General features: G+C 33.6%; 17 protein-coding genes and 1 pseudogene. All 18 read left to right on the forward strand.

Annotation, left to right across the window (positions count from 1 at the left end; genetic code table 11):
* Positions 1 to 77 precede the first annotated feature (77 nt).
* The 18 genes and pseudogenes from WQ54_RS07725 to WQ54_RS07815 all read left to right on the forward strand — a co-directional run bounded on the left by WQ54_RS07725 (position 78) and on the right by WQ54_RS07815 (position 19,130).
* The gene (locus WQ54_RS07725) at positions 78 to 980 is read left to right on the forward strand and encodes an AraC family transcriptional regulator (protein WP_046514396.1); all 903 of its coding nucleotides are present in this window, start codon (positions 78 to 80) and stop codon (positions 978 to 980) included.
* Positions 981 to 1,158: 178 nt separating this feature from the next.
* Positions 1,159 to 2,049 (forward strand): LysR family transcriptional regulator, encoded by an 891-nt coding sequence (locus WQ54_RS07730; protein WP_046514398.1) that lies wholly within the window; start codon positions 1,159 to 1,161, stop codon positions 2,047 to 2,049.
* A gap of 293 nt (positions 2,050 to 2,342) precedes the next feature.
* Positions 2,343 to 4,214: a beta-glucoside-specific PTS transporter subunit IIABC gene (locus WQ54_RS07735; protein WP_231597472.1), complete on the forward strand. Its 1,872-nt coding sequence runs from the start codon at positions 2,343 to 2,345 to the stop codon at positions 4,212 to 4,214.
* 34 nt (positions 4,215 to 4,248) lie between these two features.
* Positions 4,249 to 5,676: a 6-phospho-beta-glucosidase gene (locus WQ54_RS07740; protein ID WP_046514401.1), complete on the forward strand. Its 1,428-nt coding sequence runs from the start codon at positions 4,249 to 4,251 to the stop codon at positions 5,674 to 5,676.
* Positions 5,677 to 5,889: 213 nt separating this feature from the next.
* Positions 5,890 to 7,071, forward strand: coding sequence for an MFS transporter (locus WQ54_RS07745; protein ID WP_046514402.1), 1,182 nt, complete (start codon positions 5,890 to 5,892; stop codon positions 7,069 to 7,071).
* Between the two features lie 449 nt (positions 7,072 to 7,520).
* The gene (locus tag WQ54_RS07750) at positions 7,521 to 8,267 is read left to right on the forward strand and encodes a MerR family transcriptional regulator (protein ID WP_046514404.1); all 747 of its coding nucleotides are present in this window, start codon (positions 7,521 to 7,523) and stop codon (positions 8,265 to 8,267) included.
* 226 nt (positions 8,268 to 8,493) lie between these two features.
* Positions 8,494 to 8,850: an MmcQ/YjbR family DNA-binding protein gene (locus tag WQ54_RS07755; protein WP_046514406.1), complete on the forward strand. Its 357-nt coding sequence runs from the start codon at positions 8,494 to 8,496 to the stop codon at positions 8,848 to 8,850.
* 211 nt (positions 8,851 to 9,061) lie between these two features.
* Positions 9,062 to 9,277 (forward strand): hypothetical protein, encoded by a 216-nt coding sequence (locus tag WQ54_RS07760; RefSeq protein ID WP_156177807.1) that lies wholly within the window; start codon positions 9,062 to 9,064, stop codon positions 9,275 to 9,277.
* Positions 9,278 to 9,459: 182 nt separating this feature from the next.
* Positions 9,460 to 10,113, forward strand: coding sequence for a hypothetical protein (locus tag WQ54_RS07765; RefSeq protein WP_231597473.1), 654 nt, complete (start codon positions 9,460 to 9,462; stop codon positions 10,111 to 10,113).
* Positions 10,114 to 10,310: 197 nt separating this feature from the next.
* Positions 10,311 to 11,605, forward strand: a pseudogene (locus WQ54_RS07770) (IS110 family transposase).
* A 659-nt stretch (positions 11,606 to 12,264) separates the two neighbouring features.
* Positions 12,265 to 12,744 (forward strand): hypothetical protein, encoded by a 480-nt coding sequence (locus WQ54_RS07780; protein ID WP_046514416.1) that lies wholly within the window; start codon positions 12,265 to 12,267, stop codon positions 12,742 to 12,744.
* A gap of 610 nt (positions 12,745 to 13,354) precedes the next feature.
* Positions 13,355 to 14,431: a hypothetical protein gene (locus tag WQ54_RS07785; protein ID WP_046514419.1), complete on the forward strand. Its 1,077-nt coding sequence runs from the start codon at positions 13,355 to 13,357 to the stop codon at positions 14,429 to 14,431.
* Positions 14,432 to 14,719: 288 nt separating this feature from the next.
* Positions 14,720 to 14,998 carry a hypothetical protein gene (locus WQ54_RS07790; RefSeq protein ID WP_046514422.1) on the forward strand — a complete coding sequence of 93 codons (279 nt, stop codon included), beginning with the start codon at positions 14,720 to 14,722 and terminating at the stop codon, positions 14,996 to 14,998.
* A gap of 64 nt (positions 14,999 to 15,062) precedes the next feature.
* On the forward strand, positions 15,063 to 15,557 hold the full coding sequence (locus WQ54_RS07795) for a hypothetical protein (RefSeq protein ID WP_046514424.1): 495 nt from the start codon (positions 15,063 to 15,065) through the stop codon (positions 15,555 to 15,557).
* A gap of 128 nt (positions 15,558 to 15,685) precedes the next feature.
* Entirely contained in the window at positions 15,686 to 16,084 is a 399-nt protein-coding gene (locus tag WQ54_RS07800) for a hypothetical protein (protein WP_046514427.1), read from the forward strand.
* A 415-nt stretch (positions 16,085 to 16,499) separates the two neighbouring features.
* Entirely contained in the window at positions 16,500 to 17,531 is a 1,032-nt protein-coding gene (locus WQ54_RS07805; protein WP_052737707.1) for a DUF1835 domain-containing protein, read from the forward strand.
* Positions 17,532 to 17,669: 138 nt separating this feature from the next.
* On the forward strand, positions 17,670 to 18,119 hold the full coding sequence (locus WQ54_RS07810) for a hypothetical protein (RefSeq protein WP_046514429.1): 450 nt from the start codon (positions 17,670 to 17,672) through the stop codon (positions 18,117 to 18,119).
* 342 nt (positions 18,120 to 18,461) lie between these two features.
* On the forward strand, positions 18,462 to 19,130 hold the full coding sequence (locus tag WQ54_RS07815) for a DNA alkylation repair protein (protein ID WP_046514432.1): 669 nt from the start codon (positions 18,462 to 18,464) through the stop codon (positions 19,128 to 19,130).
* Positions 19,131 to 19,365 lie beyond the last annotated feature (235 nt).

A 19,365-nucleotide genomic window follows, 5' to 3' on the forward strand; every position in this document is an offset into this window, starting at 1 on the left:
AATCCTCTCATCCGTCTTACTCATTCAATGAATATCAGATATAATAAACCGAGGATGAAGAAAAAGGAGAATACGTTATGTCTGAGAAAACCTATAAACAGCAATATGAACTCGCTAATCTTATTGAGTGTTTTTCAAAAAAGGACGGGGTTCACCCTACACCTATTCCATCTTTATTTCTCATCCGTGAATCCATTATTACTGAACCTATTTCTAGAGTTAACGAGCCGTCTTTTTGCATTATCCTCCAAGGAGAGAAGGAGGTATTATTAGGACAGGAACGCTTTTTGTACGGTCCTGGCAATTATATTGTGGCATCCGTTGACTTGCCAGTTACAGGACAAGTGATTAAAGCCTCAACAGAATCGCCCTATTTAGCTCTAAAACTTGAATTTACACCGAGCCAAGTTTTAGAAGTATTAAATGAAATAGATATTCAATTAGGACAGGGAAAGAACACTAAACGAGCTATGTTTGTTAGTGAAGTAGAACCTTCTTTGTATGATGCAGTAATCAGACTAGCTTCTTTATTAGAAAATCAGAAGCATATCCCTGTTCTTGCTCCATTATTTAAAAAAGAAATTATCTATTGGATTTTACAAGGTCCACATGGCGAAGCGCTTGAACAAATGGCATTAGAAGGTAGCAATGCCTCTAGAATAAGAGACGTTATAGACCATATAATCAATAATTATGAAGAGTCTTTTCGAATTGAAGAGCTTGCTGAAATAGCGAATATGAGTGTTTCATCGCTACACCGACATTTTAAAGAGGTATCGGCAATGAGTCCTATTCAGTTTCAAAAACAACTGAGATTGCAGGAAGCAAGACGTTTATTATTAGCTGAATCAACAGATATAGCTGATGTTGCATTTAGGGTTGGTTACGAAAGTCAATCACAATTTAGTAGAGAATATTCACGAATGTTTGGATTTCCACCTAGAGTAGATATAAGGAGATTGAGAGAGAACTACATTTAATGGCGTAATTACACAAATTGATGAAAAGTTATATGTAAAATAACGGGGTATTGATCCTAGAAGGACAAATGCTTATTGACAGTTAAATACTATGATGATGTATAACGATAGTATGAAAGTAACGAAAATGTGGGAAAGTGAGAGCTAGGTATAAGTATTAAAGTGATGGGGGAACAGCATGGAATTAAGGATGCTTCGATATTTTCTAACAGTTGCTCGTGAAGAAAATATAAGTCGTGCGGCTGATATTTTACATATAACTCAGCCTACACTTAGCAGGCAACTGATGCAATTAGAAGAAGAATTAGGTACACAACTCTTTTTACGAGGAAAAAGAAGAGTGACATTGACTGAGGACGGTGTCCTTTTATCTCAAAGAGCAGAAGAAATTCTTACTTTAATGGATAATTTAGAAAGAGATGTTGGACAGAACCATATTTCCGGGACAATATCTATAGGTAGTGTAGAGTCTATATTGGCTTCACAAATTTTATCTAATCTAATAAAAACTTTTTATTTAAAATACTCGCAAGTTAAATTTAATCTCTACACTGGAAATGCGAATGATATTAGGGAAAAGATAGATAAAGGTTTACTAGATATTGGTCTTTTATTAACGCCAGTTAATATTGAAAAATACGATTCAATTAGGCTGCCTCAACAGGAAAGATGGGGGATTCTTATGCCTAACAATGCTGCGCTTACTAAGAAAGAATATGTCATGCCAGATGATGTTGTTGGCTTACCATTAATTATTCCGAATCGACCAGTCGTCCAACAAGAGATAGCAAATTGGTTTGGTAATCGTTACGATAATTTGCAAATCTTTGCAACGTATAATCTAATATATAACGCTGCTGCACTCGTACAACAGCACTTAGGATATGCTATCTGTCTTGAGAGTGTAATGGAGATTCGAGGTATTGAAAATACTTGCTTTAGGCCATTTTCCCCTGAATATACTTCAAGCTGTTTGTTTATTTGGAAAAACACGAAAGTTTTTACTCCAACTACCGCAAGATTTATTCAATTTATGAAAGAGACTTATGAAATAGATAAGTTTTATTAATACAAAAAAAAGCCAAAACCGTTACTAATAAATGGTTTTGGCTTTTTTTAATTTAATCATTTTCCTTATCCATCTTATCTTTCCTTTATTATTAAAAACTATGCCTTATAGGCATAGTCATACATGTAATATAGGTATTAGTTATACTTTGGTATTCTTGCTATATTAAGGATGTTAAGGTCTTATCGATAAGAAATTGCTCTACTATTCATGAATAAGGAAAAGTTAAGGTCCAATTTTAGGGTTTTAAGAGGGATAAAGAATAATAAATCTGCAATAAGTTTGGAGGGGAAATGATGAGTCAAAAATACGAAAGCCTAGCTCTAGAAATTGTAAATAATATCGGTGGAAGTGATAATGTATCAACACTTACTCATTGTATGACCAGGCTTAGATTTGTTCTAAATAATAATGATAAGGTTGATAGAGAAGCTTTTAAAACGTTAGATGGAGTTATTAATGTTATAGAAAGTGGCGGACAATATCAGGTAGTTATCGGAACGCACGTTGAAGAGGTTTACGAAGAGGTAATAAAGTATATCAAGCCTCATTCTGATTCAGACCATAAAACTTCTAAAAAAGAAAAAGTAAGCGTTTTAGACAAACTTATAGATTTTGTTTCAGGAACATTTAGTCCCCTCGTTCCAGCTATTGCTGGTGCAGGGATGATAAAAGCACTTTTAGCTTTACTCGTTTTATTTAATTTGGTTTCAAGAGAGTCACAGACCTATTATGTAGTGAGCTTCATTGCTGATGCTGCTTTTTATTTTTTGCCCTTCTTATTGGCATATTCAGCTGCTAGTAAATTAAAATGTAATCCTGTCTTAGCAATGGTGTTAGCAGGTATATTAATACATCCAAATTTTATTCAATTAAATACAGCCGGAGAAGATGTTCACCTTTTTGGTATTCCTATGAGACTTGTTTCTTATGGCTCCTCTGTAATCCCAATTCTTTTGATTGTTTGGGCACAGTCCTATATAGAGCGCGGGGTAAAAAAGATAATTCCGGATGCTATTAAGATTATTTTCGTACCTATGATTACAATTTTTGTTACTGCAATTATAGCTTTAACTATATTAGGCCCACTTGGTTCTTTTGTTGGGGATTATATGGCGATGGGATTTGAGTATTTAGGATCCTATGGATCTTGGTTAATTATTTTCTTGGTTGCAACTTTATGGCCAATACTGGTTATGTTTGGTATTCACCATAGCATTGTTCCATTGTCGTTAGCGCAAATTACAACATTAGGGTATGAAAATATCCTAGGCCCTGGAGCTATTATTTCAAATATTTCTCAAGGTGTCGCTGCATTGGTAGTAGGCTGGAGAACGAAAGATCAATCATTAAAACAAATCGCAAATACCGGTGGAATTACAGGTTTGATGGGAATTACAGAACCAGCACTTTATGGTGTTAATTTACCTAAAAAATATCCTCTTTATGCTGCAATGATAGGTGGAGCCAGCGGTGGACTTTATGCTGGATTAATGGGAGTTTCCCGTTATGCGACAGGGGCCTCAGGTATTCCAGCTATTCCACTTTATGTCGGAGAAAACATTTGGAATTTATATAACATATTAATTGCTTCAGTAATTACAGCCGTTGTAACTGCAGTGGTAACTTATTTCTTAAGTTTAAAGTTCGAAAAAGAAACGCCTAAGCAGTTAGAAAATAGCAAAGAAATAAAAACGATTACGATTGATAGCACAACGATAACGAACCCAATTAAAGGGCATGTGGTTTCATTAAAAGATGTAAAAGACGATGCCTTTGCCTCAGAAATAATGGGAAAGGGAATTGCCATTGAACCGAGTGAAGGTAAAGTGATTGCACCCTTTAATGGGGAGATCGTTTCACTATTTCCAACAAAACATGCAATAGGTTTATTGTCAGATGACGGGGTTGAAATACTTATCCACGTTGGGTTGAACACAGTTGAACTGAATGGAAAGTATTTCGAATCATACGTTGAGCAAGGTCAAAGAGTTACCAAAGGACAGACTTTATTAACGTTTGAATTAGAGAAAATTAAACAGGAAGGATTTGTAACACAAACCCCTATTATTGTTACGAATACTCATAATTATTCTGATGTGATAGTAAAGAACAGTAACCAAAATATTGATTTCAACAATGAGTTGTTAGTTCTAAAATCATAATCATATAAAAAAATAGATTTCAGGAGTGTATAAAATGGGATTAAGAAAAGATTTTCTCTGGGGAGGAGCAACTGCTGCAAACCAGTGTGAAGGTGGATATCTTGAAGGGAATAAGGGATTGACTACAGTGGATGTTATACCGGCAGGAAAGGATCGCGTCGCTGTAATGAAAGGCAAAATGAAAATGTTAGAATGTGATGAACAGCATTTTTATCCAAGTCATGAAGCAATAGACTTTTATCATCATTATAAGGAGGACATAGCTTTATTTGCAGAAATGGGCTTTAAATGTTTCCGATTATCTATCGCATGGACACGAATCTTCCCTAATGGAGATGATGCAATACCGAATGAAGAAGGTTTGAAATTCTATGAAAATGTTTTTGATGAGTGTTTAAAACATGGTATAGAACCATTGGTAACCATCACTCATTTTGATGTACCTATTCATTTGGTAAAGGCAATCGGTTCTTGGAGAAATCGTAAGATGGTTGATTATTATGAAAGATTATGTGAAACCATTTTTTCTCGTTACAAAGATAAAGTAAAGTATTGGCTTACTTTTAATGAAATTAATATGTTGTTACATTTACCATTTGGGAGTTCAGGTTTAGTATTTGAAGAGGGTGAAAATGAAGAAGCTGTAAAGTATCAGGCAGCACATCATCAGTTAATTGCAAGTGCGAAAGCTACTGAAATTGCACATAGGATAAATCCTGAATTTAAGATTGGCTGTATGCTTGCAGGCGCAAGTACTTATCCGTATACATGTGCTCCGGAAGATGTATGGAAAGCAATGACAAGGGATAGGGAACATTACTTTTTTGTTGATGTCCAATCCCGGGGGGAATATCCGAATTACGCCAAAAAAATGTTGGAAAGAATGAACATATCCTTAAAAATGGAAGAAGGCGACGAGGAACTTCTGAAGAATAATACAGTTGACTTTGTTTCATTTAGTTATTATAGCTCAAGATTAACAAGTGCTGATCCAGAAGTAAATACCCAAACGGCTGCAAACCTATTTCCAACATTACGAAATCCATATTTAAAAAGAAGCGAATGGGGATGGCAAATTGATCCAATTGGGCTGAGAATAACTTTGAACGCTTTATATGACCGTTATCAAAAGCCTTTGATTATTGTAGAAAACGGATTGGGTGCTAAAGATACACCTGATAAAAATGGTTTTATTGAAGATGATTATAGAATTGAATATATTCGTGAACATATCAAAGCATTTAAAGCTGCTGTTGAAGAGGACGGAGTAGACTTGCTTGGCTATACTACCTGGGGTTGTATTGACTTAGTTAGCTCTAGTACTGGAGAAATGAGCAAAAGATATGGTTTCATTTATGTCGATAAAGATGATAATGGAAACGGAACTCTGAAACGAAGTAAGAAAAAATCCTTTGATTGGTATAAAAAAGTAATAAAAAGCAATGGTGAAGATTTAGATTGATAATTGAAGGTGGCACTACACATAGCTATCAAAAAGTTATGGTGTAATGCCTCCTTTCATTTTTTTGAAGTTTATGGGAAAGTTTGTTCGTTGTGAATTTGTATATGAAAATTGTTGATTTATAAATTAATATTGTTACCTAATCTATTGATATATAAGTAATTAATAAAAAGAATAAAGAACACTATTCCCATAACCCAGGAGGAATGAAATATGGAACGACTATGGACAAAATCATTTATTCTTATGACTGTAGGGATGTTTTTTTTATTCACTGCATTTTATATGCTGTACCCAACGCTCCCGCTGTTTATCAAGGAGATAGGTGGCAACGAATCGCAGGTCGGTTTAGCCATGGGGGCATTTATGCTATCTGCCGTCGTTTTTCGTCCCTTTGTGGGTGGGCTGTTGGATCGGTTCGGTAGACGACCTTTCATAGTCTCGGGACTGCTACTCTTTGCGATATCAATGTACATGTTTAATTTGATTGTTGGAATTACTGGTTTGATGGTTATTAGAATATTACAAGGGATTATCTGGGGTATATCCACAACGGCAATTCTTACCGCGGTTACGGATTTAATTCCAACCTCGCGTCGTGGAGAAGGAATGGGTTGGTCAGGCATGGCAATGACTCTAGCTATGGCAATTGGCCCGATGTTCGGTCTATGGGTTACTCAGAACCTTTCCTACCATTCACTGTTTCTAATTGCAGTAGGGCTCTCTGCTACATCTCTGTTCTTGACATTAGGTGCAAAAATGTCTTACCAACCACGACCTGAAGCAAGGAAAATAGAATTTTTTGAAAAATCAGTTTTACCCATCACTACATCAGTCTTTTTATTGTTTATTGCTTACGGGGGCATTACCTCCTTTGTACCTTTGTTTGCTGATTCGATTAAAGTCAATTCGGGAACTTTCTTTCTTGTCTATGCAGCAACACTTGTCCTTATCCGTCCTGTTGCGGGGAAACTTTCAGACAGGAAAGGTGAGACGTTTGTCATTATACCTGCCCTTGTGATTACGATTTCAGCCCTCCTTGTCTTAGGGTTTTCGACCAATTTGTTAGGTATCATTTTTTCGGCAGTCTTGTACGGTATTGGTTTCGGTTCTGCACAACCCGTTCTTCAAGCGGCAACAATAAGTCTTGTTAACCCAGAAAGAACTGGGGTTGCTAATGCTTCATTTTCGACTGCTACCGATCTCGGTATCGGACTAGGTGCAATCATACTAGGGTGGGTTTCCGAGTACACTAGCTACCAAGTTTTGTTTTCCGTAAGTGCAGTATCTGTCGTGTTTTCTTTATTGATGTTCATTTTTTTAGTAAGACGTTTATTAAAAAAACAAAGTCTTTCGACTTTAAAACAGCCGTTTACGATCAAAAATACTGGTTAAAGTAGATTTACAATAAAAATTTAATTGGGGGTTATTATATAAAAAATTTATGAAACATAGTAATATTATTTGGGGATTATAACTTAAAAGTTTTTGCCTTTGAAAAAAGACAACCTTTTAAGTATTGCAAATATTACAAACTTCTAACTCCTTCAGATCTATACACCTTAAACTTTTCACCTGGCGCCAGAACGTGTAATTTGATTTTCCCATGCACTAATTCTTGAGGCCAATTCCATTGGATTACCATCAAGAGCTTCAATGTCAGTGTATAATAATGGATCTTCCAGTGAAGATCCTTTTTTCATGCCGATAATACATGATTATGTTAACTCTTTACATAATTCGAGAGAGGTTTTCTAATAAAAAAATTTTCATCTAAATTATAGATTTAGTTATTGACCTTTACCTTAGAGTAGCCTTTAGACTGAAAAACGAGGTGGATAAGTGTGCTATATACAGTAAAACAAATATCTGAATTAACAAATGTGACGATAAAAACCCTATATCATTACCATAAAATTGGTCTTTTATTGCCTTGCAAAATAAGTGAGGCAGGTTATCGTCTCTATGGAATAAAAGAGCTGGAGCGTTTACAACAAATCTTATTTTATCGAGAGTTGGACTTTCCCCTCAAAAAAATACACCAACTATTGGATGGTGAGCCAGAACGATTATCTATATTGTCTGATCAAAGAAAACTACTTCTTGCACGAATGGAAAGAATAAAGCGTTTAGTTCAGACACTAGATGAATCGATTCACTTCACCATGAAAGGAGAAATTATGGATAAATCAGAAATGTTCAAAGGATTTGAAAGTGAAAAAGAGTGGGTGGAAGCAATGACGAATCAAAATGAATATCTAAAAGAGAAATATGACTACGATTTACTTAAAGAAAATCAAATTGATGTTCAGTCAATGAATGAGCAAGCTTTAGAGGCAAAACACTTTATGGATGGTTTAGCTAATTCGCTTAAGAAAGGATTAAAGTTTAATGATGAGAAGGTACAAGCTTTAATAAAACAACATATTGATTTCTTAAATAATCAGGGACATAATACCAGAGCAGAAGATTTTGCCATACAAGCACGCTTCTTTTTAAATGATGATTTTCATAGAAATATGCTTGAGTCTCAACAAACTGGACTTTCTTATTATCTTTGCATTGCAGCCGAGACATTTGCTCTTAAGTAAGAAGTTCTAATATAGAGTAACAAAATAAGTCAATCTTTCTGGATTGACTTATTTTGTGCCTATAATGTTTCATTATGTTAACTAAAAATGTATAGAGTATTCATCCAACTCTTGGAGAGCTTTTTCAGCAAACGGGGCTGGTTAGTGCAATAAAGGGTCCAAGGGTTATAATTAAGGATGCGATTAAAAAACTAGCAAGTTTATTATGTTAGAGAAGAGGTTAACAATGAAAAATAGAGAGGAAGCTATCGGTTACTGTTTGGGGATGGGTAATACATATGAGGATTATCCATTTCGCGATAAGAATTGGACGTTAATGCGACATATAGATAACAAGAAAGTGTTTGCGTGGATATTTGAAAAAGATGGCCATATTTGGATTAATGTGAAATGTGAACCCGGTTTTTTGGACTATTGGCGTCAGATTTACAATTCGGTAGTTCCGGCATTTCATCTTAATAAGGACCATTGGAATTCGATAATTCTTGATGGTACTGTTCCAAAGGAAGAAATTTACGAAATGATAAAACAAAGCTATATGTTAACTAAAAAAAGTAATAGTAAAGTTAATTTCAAAAAGTGAAGGCATTGATTCAGCAGGAAGGATTAATGTCTTTTTCTGTGGAACTTACTATGATTGTGAAATAATCTACTTAAAGTAACGGGTAGCGTTTATAAAATTAGCAGTTATTCTTCTTAAAGGGGTTGAAAGTAAAAGTCTTATGATTATTAAAATTGACTTTGGTAACGACTTTATTCAATACATTTCTTGTTCAACAAAAGTAGGTAGGAAGATGAAATTTATTCAAAAAGACTTTCTAGATTGGATATTTGATGAGGAAAAGAATACAAAATATTGGGCTTTAGAAAATGGAGAGAAAATTCACCCAAATTATGATGCAAATGCAATTATAGAGTGGTTGAACAATGTAAGATTTAAGAAAGGAATAGCGAAAGCCAGATTAATTACTACACCTCAATTATTAGCGAAAAAGAATTTATATTACTAAATTGATTTTAAGATTGTGAAAATGGGTATTTAAGCTAACGGGTGCAAGAGTTGAAGAGCTGTCGTAGTGGCAGCTTTTTCTTATTCAATTAACGATGCAATTTAGTTTAATAAGTCCAAATGATAAAATAAAAGAAATACTGGCAAATTTCGGGGTGATTCAAAATGGATAGCTGGAGGAATATGGCGATTTGGTTTGAACAAATACCAGATAATCTTCAAGCTTACTTAAACTTAAAAGAAGATAAATTTAATGAGATGGAGCTTGAAAACATTCAATATTTAACTCTCTGGCATCATAAAAAGAATAAGCTCGGCAATTTTGTTGGTTTTCCAGAAAATCTCCTCTATCTAGAATTAAACTGGTCTAATATACAAGATTTCCTTGGTATAGATAAAATGAATAAATTAAAGCGTTTAGAATTACATTATTGTACTAAATTACAAAATGATTTTGGATTGTCTGGATTAGCTGATACGCTAGAACATTTACATATTAATCAATCAAAGAAATTTATACCAAATGAAGAATTATTCTGTTTGAAAAATCTTCGGGTTCTGTGCCTTAATTCTTGTGGAAATCTTGAGAATCTGAATTTTTTAAATCAATTTCCTAACCTAATTGACTTTAGATTTGTTGATACTAATGTGTTAGATGGTGACTTAACACCAATTTTAGACCATCCTACAATCCGAAGTGTGGGCTTTCTAAATAAGAGACATTACAATATCAAAGATGATAAGATGGATGCTCTATTAAAGGATAAAAATGGTGGAGAAGAATTTGAAACTGTTATCAAGTATGGAAAGTATGAGACTTTTAGATATATCTATTAACTCAGATTGTTATTGAACTAACGAAAAAATGGGTTGCTGCGGCATCCTTTTTTCTTTATTGTTCTTCAACCAAAGGGGCAGCATTCCTGTAATAAAGGAAAATAGAGTTTCAACAAAAAAATAACCTCTTGGTAGAATGAGAGAGTCCAAAAGCTGGCCAGCGAAAAGGACAATACTCAAATACCAGGAGGCCTAAAATGAATTATAACCAAAATAAAAAGATTGCTCAAATTACTTCTCAAACTCTAATTATAGGGGTCGACATCGCAAAGTTCAAGCATGTGGCACGTGCCCAGGACTTTAGAGGAATGGAGTTTGGATCACCTTGTTATTTTGAAAACACAAAAGAGGGATTTCAACATTTTATTAAGTGGATTTCAGATATAAAGAAAGAACAAAGCATGGATAAAGTAGTAGTTGGGATGGAACCGACAGGCCATTATTGGTTCAACTTAGCTCACGTTTTGAAAGAAAATGAGATTAAGTTTGTAGCTGTTAATCCCTTGCACGTTAAGAAAAGCAAGGAACTTGATGATAATTCACCAACTCAAAATGATGTGAAAGATGCCAAAGTAATTGCCCAGCTTGTCAAGGACGGAAGATATGCCGAACCTACAATACCACAAGGAGTTTATGCCGAACTCCGGGTGGCTAAGAAAATACGCGATCTTTTAACGGATGACCTCCAGACGGTACAAGGCCAGGTTCATAACTGGATTGACCGGTACTTTCCAGAATTTCTTACAGTCTTTAAAAAGTGGGAAGGCAAGGCGGCATTACAATTCTTAAAACTATATGCTTTACCGCATGAAATAATAAAATACTCTGAACATGAACTGCTTATCCACCTAAGAAGAGCAGTAACTCGAAGTGTGGGACTAAATAAGATTAGAGAGTTAAAACAAGCAGCCGGTAAGTCCATCGGACTTCGACAAGGGTCTGATATGGCTAAACTAGAGCTGAAAACGTTACTTGATAAATATGAATTAATCTAGATTAAATTCAAAGAATTAGATGCCAAAATAGATATTTTACTTGATGATATACCAGGTGTACCACAAATGTTGGCCATTAAAGTTGTTGGAAGGGATACGGTTGCCGGTTTCTTTGCGGAAGTAGGTGACCTAAATGATTATACTCATCCCCGAAAATTATTAAGCTGGCTGGCTTAAGTTTAAAAGAAAATACATCAGGTAAGCACAAAGGAAAAACGACAATTACAAAGAGGGGCCGGAAGAAATTAAGGGCTCTGTTGTTTAGAGTTTGTATGATTCTAGTCGCAAAAAATTCAGCTTTTAAAGCATTACATGCTTACTATACTCAACGTTCTGATAATTCATTAAAGAAAATGCAATCTATTATCGCTTTATGTAATAAACTGATCCGTATTTTCTTCAGCATAGGTAAAAAGCAATATGAATTTAAGGAAGAAAAGATGTTAAAGGATATTCCTCACTTTTCAGTAGAAAAGAAGGTAGAAATGGCCGCTTGATTTTGTTTTAGATTAGATTCAATAGTAGCTGCAATTTTAAAGATTTGGGTACATTTGAAGCACGGATTAGTCGGCAAAGTAACTAAATTACGGGCATAGGACCCTGTGGGGCAGCATGGCTGACATCCACCTCATGGAAAGGTTGGACGAAGGAATTTGAGAGTGAAGACTCTGTGAGGCATGGGAGGGTAGACCTCCATGAGAAATGTGGAGATCTACCAGTGCGATCATATTTTAACTCATTCACCAATTTCTGTAAGTAATTGGTTGGTGGGCTATAAGTCTTTTTTCTCAACGGGTCCAGATTTATCCTTTTCAGTAATATACACCCAACTATTGAGCAATTACCGCAAGGTAAACTACTATGAAAATCTAAGAAAAATGGAGAAATCGGGAGTTTTTCCTTTCTTTATTGAGGGAGGATAGTTAAAGAAGGTATTTAGGACATTTTATTGAATATTATAATTTGAGATGAGTTAAGTTGAGAGAAGAAGAGAAAGGTGAGATGAGTTAGATGTTTTTTATTAAAGTGTTGGTTTCAGCTATTATTATTGCATTGGTTAGTGGACATGGATTGAAACCTTATTGGTTTGGAAAAAGTAATAAATACAAAAAAGGGGAAAGATACTTAATAAAAAACATGTAGGTGTATATATTATATGGGCAAAAGTTTTAATGTCATTAAACCGAGGGCAACTAAATCGGATATTTTTTATAAAGTTTATGTTACGAATAACTCTTTCTATTTTATTAAAATTGGTGGTCAATTCCATAACCGTTATGCATACGACAAACAGCTTCCCGATATCCTTGAATTTTTATTTTGGTTTTGGTTTAAAAAAGTGGAGCAGAAGCAAGCTGATTTGGAAATTGAGTATGATGAAAAAGTAAATAGTGGTCAAGTATCTGACTTGCTTCAAAAAAAGCATAACTTTTCTATTAACATCACCGATATAAAGGAAATCGTAATAAATCAAAAGGGAACTTTACATACGGGTTTTCATGATAATGGAACCATTTCATTTATTTTGACAAACGGAAAAATACTCAAATTCATTATTCCAAAAACAACTTTACGAAGCTCGGTTATAGAATGCATTAAGGAAGCTCAACCAACAATATCAGTTAAAGAAGTATAGTAAGGATTAAATTTCATGGTAGTTCAGATAAAAATTAAATTATTCGTCGATAACTTTTATTGATTTTATCTTTTTAATTTTTATTGAACTCATATCTTTGGTCTTTTTTCTTGTTTCTTGTTTTCTATATAAACTTGAACCATCGTACACATATATTCTGTCTTCATTAAAAAAAGATAAATTACGTTCGGTAGTTTCTCACCGTTTTTAAGAAAAATTGAAAGGCTATCTCCCTCATTTATATTCTTTAATCTTGGATATTTTTTTAAGGTTTGTGTTTCCTACCGTAATACTCAATTTTCTTAGTAAGTAAAATATCAGATATGACTAGTATAATTGCAATTATCACCAAGAACCACCAACCATAATTTCTCCAATATGTAGTACCAAAATATAACTTCCCAAATATATTGTAAGTTTTAATAACTAAAAAAGATTTTTCATAGTACCCCTTCTTGCTTATATATTCTTAGTTGGTATTGTCCCCCATTAAATAGGTGTTATTAAACTATCCTGGCCCGTTAGCGTACTGTTACCTAATTGAATAGAATTTACACCATTTCTTAATAATAAATGGTGATGCTTAACCTTTAGTTAAAGGGATGAAGAAATGAGCTACGATATTAGTATATGGTCTATAAATAAAACTTCATTTGAGAATAATTTTTTTAAACAAGAGGAGATTAAGTGGCAAAATAATGGATTCACCTATGATGGTCGGAATTGGCAGATTATGGTGAGTAATCCTTATGAAGTAATGGAAGAAGATATTCCAGAACAAGTAATGGGGCAATTACCTGGAATCAGGTATTTTACAGAGATTATTTTAGAACCTATGGGGGCACCAAAACGAGCTTTTCAAATATTAAAGAAGATATCTAAAATTCTAGCTCAATCTTCCCATGGAATAATATTTGATCAACAGGAGGGTACAATCTCATCCCCATCTGGTGTAAAAAGACTGGAAAATGTCTTGGTAAAAGAAGACCCAAGCTTTCTTCAAATGACATGGTGGTTCATCGATGATGATACGTTTAAAAATACTGGATTTGAAGCACTTTTAGATTTAATTGAATCTATTATGCCGGAAGCTATGCCTAGAAGATACGGACTTTATGAGCCTCCACAATTTAAACTATCGGATAAGGGAAAAGGCCATTTTATTGAGTTTATATTAAAAAATTTACATGAAGGGGTAGTTTGGTATCCAAGTAAACCTTTCACTGATGTACATATTGGGATTCCAGATAAGGTAGGCCCTACACGTGAAGGATTTAGATCATGTTATATCTCGATCGACTTTTTGGAAGATGTGATGAATCAACCGGGATGGCCATTAGAAATAAAGCGATTTTGGCTGAAGACCTCTGAGGTGCTAAATTCCTTCTACGGTGAAATTAGAAGGGGATGGAGTCCCGTATCTGCTTGGTGGTGGAGAGGCCTACCTAAAAAGTTAGGAAATGCTGCAATTTTAGGAAAGCCCTATACCGATTTATGGCCGGATTTTGTCAATAGAGCTAAACAAACTGATAATGGTTTGTTTTATATTGAAAATATAGACCAAGATTATCAGGATCTCCATTCAATTATTACAGAAATACCAGAAGACATTGTACAACCCAAGAATACGAAAAAACACTCAAGAAATTGGCCATTTGAGGGGCCATTCTTGAAATATAGTAAATAACATTCCATGTGTATTTTTTAATAGCTTAATCATTTTTCTACACTAATGTTTTGAGGACAAATAAAAGCTAAGTGTCAACTTTCAATTAGGTTGTCACTTAGCTTTTTTGGCATGTCCGTATATTACAGGAGATTTAGTGCTGCAAAAGCCTTCCTTAGCTCAATAATGAAATCCCACAATTTAGTCATAGTAAAAATCATATTACAGAATATATAGTTAAGATATAGAAAGGCAATTTCTATTATAAGGATTAATTTCAATTTTTAATCGCATCGTGGGGTCGATAGAGTGTTAAGAAAAATATACAATGTAGTAATGGCGAGCATCTTTATAGGAGCATTTTGGTTATTTTTCGCTGTTGGTTTTGGATACTTTGGACTCCTTAGTTTTTATATTAATGCATCTGAAAAAGGATTTAGAGCCACACTTTGCGGAACTTCAGGTTGTAGCAATGGTGAGTTTTTCTTGAGTGTAACCTGGCTTTTTGGGGTAATATTTGTTATCTACATCCTTCCAATTTTCATAATTATTTATATTGTTCGCAGAAAAAGAAAAAAGAAACAATAAGAATTCGATTCTTTTTATCAACTATTTTATATGATTATTTATAGTTAAATACGGAGGACAAACTTTGAAACATCAACGAATTATTAAGGGAAAAGTATTGAGGACCCTACTAATTGTTGGAGTATTTGTGTTATTTTTTGTTATGTTTTATACTCCCTCATTAAGAATGCCGATAAGTTGGGCACCCTTTTGGGTAGGAATAAAAGCTGAACCTAGTTATATACCTTTTGAATATAGTGAAAGTTATATGACTAGTACTTCATGCGGTAAAAATTGCCATAAACTAAAGATACATTACTTATCAACGGAAGCCGAACTTGTGGTAACAGCTACTGATTATGTAAGTTGGTATGATGATCCTAAGTGGGATAAAGAAGCCCTTATTAAAGGGACAAAATACTATTATCACGAAAAAAATGGTAAACAATACTGGTATTGGGAAGTGGAGAAAGAAGAGTTAGAATTAGCAATTGAGTATAAAAGTGAAAATGAATTGGCTAAATCAGAAATAGTAAAAATTGCAAACTCGATAAAAGCTGATGGTAAGTTATTAAACTAACAGGTGCTAGAGTTAAAGATGGGGATCGCTGCGTCGATCCTTTTTCTTATTGTACAAGGCAGTTTAGTTTAATAACACTTTTCTAATTGGGAACAATACCAACTAAGAATTTATAAGGAAGGGCTACTATGAAAGGCCTTTTTTGGATATTAAAACTTGTAGTATATATGGGTAGTTATATTTTAGTGACTACATATTGGAGAAGTTTCAGTTGGTGGTTCGTGGTAGTTATTGCACTTATACTAATTATATCCGATAGTTTTCTAACTAAGAAAATTCAGTATTACGAGAGGAAACAAACGTTAGAAAAGTATCCAAGATTAAAAAATTTAAATGAAGGACAAAACATTTCTGTTGTTTTGAAAAGTGGAGAGAAACTAACGAACGTAATTTACCTTTTTTTAGACAAAGACAGAATGTATGTGTACGATGCGTCCAATCTATATGGTAAACAAGAAAAAAAGACTAAAGATATGACTTCAATAAAATTAAAAAAGATAAAATCAATTATGGTAGTCGATGATTGAAAAGAGGTTCCTTAATGAGAGACACTCAATGAAAGAATTTTCAAAATATAAAATTTTATTTGTAATATCAGTTTTGGTTACACTTTATCTATATTACACCGATTATGGAACAGGATTTCTTTTTTATTCCAGAGTATATTTGTCGGTCTTGTTTTACTTTTTGATTTTTTATTTCAGTGTTTCAGAAAAAAACCATTTGCAATATTTATGCTTAAGTTTTTCGTATGGCTTCACCTAATTATAATTATTATTATTTTTGGAGTTACTTTGATTCAAACATTATTTAAGTAACGGGTGCAAGAGTAGAAAAAAGGGTCGCTGTTCGTTCCCAGTTGAGTATTTGGACGAAATAACTTCAAAAAGAACGTTTTTATTATGATTAATACTTTTAATTGATTATAGAAGGAGTTTTTAGGTGGATATTCTCGATATAAAGAATAAAGTAAAGGACTTGCCAGAACAGGAAGTAAGGTCATACTTGCAATTTATCCTTTACAGGATTGCATTGTTGGAGGATAAAGAGAATTCTTTAGTTAAGTTTGAAAAAGATCTTAAAGAAATTTTTAATGAAATTCTCTATCCAAAAGTTACAGACCCAGACCCATTTGGAAAAAGTAATTACAAAAAAATTCATATACAATTTGGATACCCATATTTAAGACAACCATTAAAAGAATTAAACATCCTTGAAGAAGAGTTTATTATAGCTTTCCACGAAAATTTCTCTATTGCTCCTATATACAGTTTAGATACTGAAATGGGCCAAACAGATAGATTTGATTGGTTAAAAAACAACTTATCTAATGAATATGAAATTGAATTTTATAAAGAAAGTTTACCAAAAGTCATTTCTCAAGTATTATCAATTCCTGATAATCTTCCAATTTACATATGGGTATCAGAAAATGCAAATGAACAAACAGCACTTCTTTTTACACTGTATTTGTTACGGGAACGAAAGAATAATATTTGTATCATTAATACCGCAGCATTGTACAGGAGAATGTTTGAAAAAAAGGCTAAGAAATATGTACCCTTTTTTTCGGGTGAAATAATTTTAAAAGAATTACAAGCAATTTATAAATATAGCCAAGAAAATAAGCAGATTTTATCGGACATTGATCGTAAACATTTTGAAAAAGAGTGGTTAGATCTCTCAAATAATGCTGGTACATTAAGAATATGGGAAAACGGAGAAATAAAAGTTGTCTCGGAAGACTATTACGATGATTTTATAATTGAAAAAGCTAAAAAGCTAATAGGGAAGAAAAAAGGGTTTATTATGTGTGCAAGATTAGTCGGTGAAGTGTATGGGCATATTTTTCAATATATCGGTGACGGTTTTTTGGAATATAGGGTTAGAAAATTAATCGAAAAGGGAATTTTTGAATATGAAGGAAGCTTAGAGGCAATGCGTTTATATAGTATAAAATTTAATGTTAAATGATTGTGAAAGTATAGAAGGGGAAGTTCAATAAATGAGTTTCTCTTTTTTTATTGTTGTTAATTAACGGGCAGAATAATGTAAGAATTTATGTTTAGAACTAAAGAGAAAATACATAAGATTAGGAAAGGAATAGGTAAATTGTTCGAATATTACTTTATGCTATTATTATCTGTTCTTATGTTAGTAGGTTCAATTTTTTCTATTCGCTATTATGCAATAAAGAAAAAGAAATCTGGCAATACCTACGTAATGCCAATGAAAGATAAGTTTATTGTTATTGCCTTTTCACTTTTATCATTTATTCTGTTTTTATATACTGTACGATTTTTACCAGCAGTTATATTAAATCAAACTGATGAATATAAAGGGGATTGTGAAATCTATATATACGATAATGCTAGAGGTGGCGGCTTACAGGTTTACTTTGACGAAAAGAATATTTCTTTTTATCGACAAGGATATAGTGTGGAACAAGAAGGTAACTACTATTGTCAAGTAGAGTATTATCATAATTCTGAAATAGGTAAAACAATAATGATATACGAATCTGAAGGAGGAAAAATAGTCAAACCCAAAAAACAATATTAAGGTTAATTAAAAAAGAGAACGTCAGTTGACTGTCCCTTCTTTTTCGTATGAGTATTGGTGTAAGTTTGTGAAGAAATGTACTTAAACTATTGGGTGCGTTTCTTTAAAAAGGAATGCTCTTTTCGTATCCAATTAAAAGGAAGTAAATGTTATTAATATATTAAAGATGGTTGCTCTTCTATTATAGGTGGAGAAAGCTTTAATACTATATATGCTACAATATTAAAAAAGGTAAACTTTGGAGGCACACCACTGCAATAAGCTTATAACGAAATTAAGTTCTTGATATATCCCGTCAAGGACATATTATGAAACAGTGCTTTAATAAAGGAGTTGTATAAAATGGATGAAAAAAAAGATACAGAAATAAAACGCTCTTCAAAAGCAGAAAACATTCTACCTCAGATCAATAGTAAAACTAAGCTAGGCGACTTACGAAAAATCGCGAAGGATATTAAAAAAGATCACGAACTAGCTATGGAACTTTGGTCAACCGAAGAGTTTTTGCCCAGACTATTAGCAATCTTAATTATGGACAAAAAACTTCTTTCACAAGATGTGCTAAATAAGCTTGATAAGGATATGCAGACTCACACTTTTGATGAGCGAAATAACTTAATGGATTGGTTAATGGCTAATCAGCTCACCAAAGACAAGAAGAAAATTGCATTGATGGAGTCATGGGAAAATAGTCCTTCTGCTCTTCAAAGGCGAGCTTTCTGGTATTATCAAGGGCGATTGAGATGGACTGGACAAACACCTCCTGATAACACAGCAGACTTGCTATCTGCATTAGAAGCTAATATTACGCAGGAAGAACCGGAAGTTCAATGGGCTATGAATTTCACCGCAGGCTGGATAGGCGTTTATGATGAAAAGAATCGTGCACGTTGTATTAAACTTGGTGAGAAAACAGGTCTTTACAAAGATGAAATAGTAGCAAAAGGATGTACTCCCAGCTATTTGCCGGAGTTCATTATGATTGAAGTTAACAAACGACATAATAATTAGTTACCTCTGAAAAATTTATTAGGGTTTAATGCAAAAATAAATGAATTCAAAGCCTCAATATGAAAATTGTAATAGGCTTGGACCGAAAAATAAAGAAAACAACGCGTTATGGCAGCTAGTTAGTGAAATTTGCAAGGAAGATGTAAAGGATACCCACTATCTCTTTTTGATCTGTAGGGCGCTTATCTTTAAGAAGAACAACTTTCCAGCTGCGCAGTACAACGATACTGTGCAT

It is taken from the genome of Bacillus sp. SA1-12 (genome assembly GCF_000981385.1).
Classification (GTDB): domain Bacteria; phylum Bacillota; class Bacilli; order Bacillales; family Bacillaceae; genus Metabacillus.

Coding starts and splice junctions, on each gene's coding strand:
- WQ54_RS07725 (WP_046514396.1), top strand. CDS start 78: ATGTCTGAGAAAACCTATAAACAGCAATATGAACTCGCTAATCTTATT.
- WQ54_RS07730 (WP_046514398.1), top strand. CDS start 1,159: ATGGAATTAAGGATGCTTCGATATTTTCTAACAGTTGCTCGTGAAGAA.
- WQ54_RS07735 (WP_231597472.1), top strand. CDS start 2,343: ATGATGAGTCAAAAATACGAAAGCCTAGCTCTAGAAATTGTAAATAAT.
- WQ54_RS07740 (WP_046514401.1), top strand. CDS start 4,249: ATGGGATTAAGAAAAGATTTTCTCTGGGGAGGAGCAACTGCTGCAAAC.
- WQ54_RS07745 (WP_046514402.1), top strand. CDS start 5,890: ATGGAACGACTATGGACAAAATCATTTATTCTTATGACTGTAGGGATG.
- WQ54_RS07755 (WP_046514406.1), top strand. CDS start 8,494: ATGAAAAATAGAGAGGAAGCTATCGGTTACTGTTTGGGGATGGGTAAT.
- WQ54_RS07760 (WP_156177807.1), top strand. CDS start 9,062: ATGAAATTTATTCAAAAAGACTTTCTAGATTGGATATTTGATGAGGAA.
- WQ54_RS07765 (WP_231597473.1), top strand. CDS start 9,460: ATGGCGATTTGGTTTGAACAAATACCAGATAATCTTCAAGCTTACTTA.
- WQ54_RS07780 (WP_046514416.1), top strand. CDS start 12,265: ATGGGCAAAAGTTTTAATGTCATTAAACCGAGGGCAACTAAATCGGAT.
- WQ54_RS07785 (WP_046514419.1), top strand. CDS start 13,355: ATGAGCTACGATATTAGTATATGGTCTATAAATAAAACTTCATTTGAG.
- WQ54_RS07800 (WP_046514427.1), top strand. CDS start 15,686: ATGAAAGGCCTTTTTTGGATATTAAAACTTGTAGTATATATGGGTAGT.
- WQ54_RS07815 (WP_046514432.1), top strand. CDS start 18,462: ATGGATGAAAAAAAAGATACAGAAATAAAACGCTCTTCAAAAGCAGAA.